The 2,821-nt window shown below is 42.8% G+C and carries 3 protein-coding genes; all 3 read right to left on the bottom strand.

The features are described 5' to 3' along the window. Window positions 1-119: 119 nt before the first annotated feature. Complete coding sequence (locus QVP40_RS01730; protein ID WP_022066791.1) at window positions 120-956, bottom strand: carbohydrate ABC transporter permease; 837 nt, start codon at window positions 954-956, stop codon at window positions 120-122. Continuing rightward, complete coding sequence (locus tag QVP40_RS01725; protein WP_022066790.1) at window positions 956-1,810, bottom strand: carbohydrate ABC transporter permease; 855 nt, start codon at window positions 1,808-1,810, stop codon at window positions 956-958. The genes QVP40_RS01730 and QVP40_RS01725 overlap by 1 nt, the downstream gene beginning before the upstream one ends. 122 nt (window positions 1,811-1,932) lie before the next feature. Next, on the bottom strand, window positions 1,933-2,821 hold an 889-nt coding region (locus tag QVP40_RS01720; protein WP_288200160.1), incomplete at its 5' end, for an ABC transporter substrate-binding protein.

Here is a 2,821-nt window from a genome sequence, read left to right as displayed (position 1 = left end):
CATTTATGTTTAAATTACATTTTGCGGAAACTCAAGTACCGGTTATAAAATATCCTAAAATATAACAGGGGATGCTGAAGTTTCCTTACAGCACCCCCACAAAATCTTTTCAAAAGCGATCAGCCCTTTACCGCTCCGGCTACCACGCCTTCGATAATATATTTCTGGCATACAAGATATACAATAATGATCGGAATGATATCAATCATGATACTTGCCATCATAGGTCCCATCTGTACATGTCCAAAGCTGCCTCTGAAATACTGGACTGCCATGGGAATGGTACGATACTGCTTGATATCAAGAACAAGCGTAGGCAGAAGGTAGTCATTCCATACCCACATCAGTTCAAGGATTGCAGTGGAAATAATGGTTGGTTTCAAAATTGGTATCAGAATCTGGAAATATACCTGCAGAGGACTGCAGCCGTCAATAAGCGCCGCCTCCTCAATTTCCAGCGGAATTCCTTTTACAAAGCCTGTAAACATAAACACAGCCAGCCCTGCTCCAAATCCCAGGTAAATAATGCAGATACTGTACGGACTGTTCAGTTTCAGGGTATCTGCTGTCTTTGCCAGAGTAAACATTACCATCTGGAAAGGAACTACCATACTGAACACACACAGGTAATAAAACAGCTTGGAAAGCTTTCCGTTTACACGGACAATATACCATGCGCACATGGAACAGCACAAGAGGATCAAAACTACTGACATCACTGAAATCACAAGACTGTACCAGAAAGATTTCAGGAAATCCATCTGTGTTACGCTGGCAACAAAGTTTGACAGACCATTCCAGGTTTCTTTGTTTGGAATACTGAAAACCGTAGATGTGGTAATTGCTGATTCCTTTTTTAATGAGTTAAAAAGAATCAGAACAATGGGATACATCCACAAAATAGAGATGACTGCCAGGATAATGGTAGCTACAGGATTCTTTTTCTTATTTTCCATTACTGCTGCACCTCCTTGGATGATGTTGCTTTAAGCTGGATCAGTGCAATGGCTACTACAAGGATAAAAAATACAACTGCCTTTGCCTGTCCGATTCCTTTCCACATAGGTCCGCTGCGGGCATAAAAGGTATCGTAGATATTCAGTGCAAGAAGCTGTGACTGCTTGCCCGGCGCGCCTCCTGTCAGAGACAGGTTCTGGTCAAACATCTTGAAGCCGTTTGTCAGAGTCAGGAAGGTACAGATTGTTACAGAAGGCATGATCATAGGTATTTTGATCTTAAAAAGAATCTGCCTGGAAGTTGCACCGTCAATCTGAGCCGCTTCAATAAGATCCGGCGATACATTGTTAAGTCCTGCCACATAAATGATCATCATATATCCGATCTGCTGCCACATCAGAAGGAGCAGCATTCCGATAAACCCGTTTTTGGCGGAAAGTGCAAGCAGGGGCTGTCCCCACATAGAAAGAAGTCCGTTCAAAAGCGTCTGCCATATGTATCCAAGTACAATACCGCCGATCAGGTTTGGCATAAAAAATACCGTACGGAAAACATTGGTTCCTCTGAATCCCTTTGTCAGCGCCAGAGCAATAGAAAATGCCAGCACATTGATCAGAATACTGGAAACAAAAGCAAATATTACAGTCAGCCAGAACGAATGGCTGAAGGTTTTATCCAGAAGCAGTTTGGAATAATTGGCAAGTCCTACAAAGGTTACGTCCTGTACAGTTGTAAATTTGCAGAATGAAAGATAAATTCCCCATATAAACGGCCAGAGAAATCCGATTATAAAAGCGGCCAGTGTAGGCAGTACAAAAACCGGCCACCATTTTTTGATTGTTTTTCCTACCATCTTGTTCTCCTCTTTCCCTTATACGCAGAAAGGGGGCTGCCGCATGTTCTCGTTCCCGGTGGAGGTTCCGCCAGGAGCGGGTTTGCAGCGCCCCCTTTCCAGTTACATTTTGTTCAATACGATTATTCGGTCAGAGCTTTTTCCATTGCCCAGTTGTCAACAAATGCGCTTACAACATCGTCCCAGGAGCCGGTTTCTGCCGCATAAGCAGTCAGTGCGGTTCCCACACCATTTTTCCATTCCTCAGACGGCATGGTTGTAAAGTTCCATGATATAGGAGTAAGTCCTGCTTCTGTATTTTCAAGATCCTGTTTTACAAATACATTGGTAGGAGCAACTGCTGTTTTGAAAGGAATTGTGAATCCCATATCTTCTGCCATGGATTTTGTACCTGTCTCAGAAGTTACACACCAGTTCATAAAATCAAGAGTTGCCTGAATATCTTCTTCAGAAGCATTTTTATTTACGCACCAGTAGTTCTCTGTACCTGTAGCAAGACCCTGATTTTCATCATCCACACCAAAGTAGATCGGAATCATTGCAAGCTCTTCATCGCTGAAGGTTTTTGCAAGCTCTGCATACTCCCAGGAGCCATTCTGATAGAATACTGCTTCGCTGTTTACAAACTCGTTTCTGGAGTCGTCTGCTGTTTTGGCAGAAAGCTCTGCACGATCACAGGTGGAATCTGTAATGTAAAGGTCGAACAGATTCTTGTAATTTTCAAGGTAAGTACCTTTCAGTTCAGCTGCATCATCTACACCCTCGTCTTTATACTCATAATAGATCGGAAGGTTTGCAAGATGTGTCTTGAATCTCCAGTCAGAGGAAGCGTCCATACCAGCGGAAGTAAAGGCACCTTTGATTCCCAGTTCATCTTTCTTACTCTGGATATCATCCGCAACTGCCTTTAACTGGTCATAGCTCTTAATATCATCCAGTGTATAACCTGCTTTTTCAAGAAGAGTTTTGTTTACGATCAGACCATAGGATTCGATTACATATGCGATTCCC

Source organism: Blautia sp. CAG:257 (assembly GCF_000433815.1).
GTDB classification, from domain to species: domain Bacteria; phylum Bacillota; class Clostridia; order Lachnospirales; family Lachnospiraceae; genus Blautia_A; species Blautia_A caecimuris.
Note: the sequence above shows the minus strand (reverse complement) of the source record. Positions and strands in the feature narration are given on the sequence as shown.

What these genes read in the sequence shown, in the direction of transcription:
- QVP40_RS01730 (WP_022066791.1), bottom strand. Translation starts at nt 956, where the DNA reads ATGGAAAATAAGAAAAAGAATCCTGTAGCTACCATTATCCTGGCAGTC.
- QVP40_RS01725 (WP_022066790.1), bottom strand. Translation starts at nt 1,810, where the DNA reads ATGGTAGGAAAAACAATCAAAAAATGGTGGCCGGTTTTTGTACTGCCT.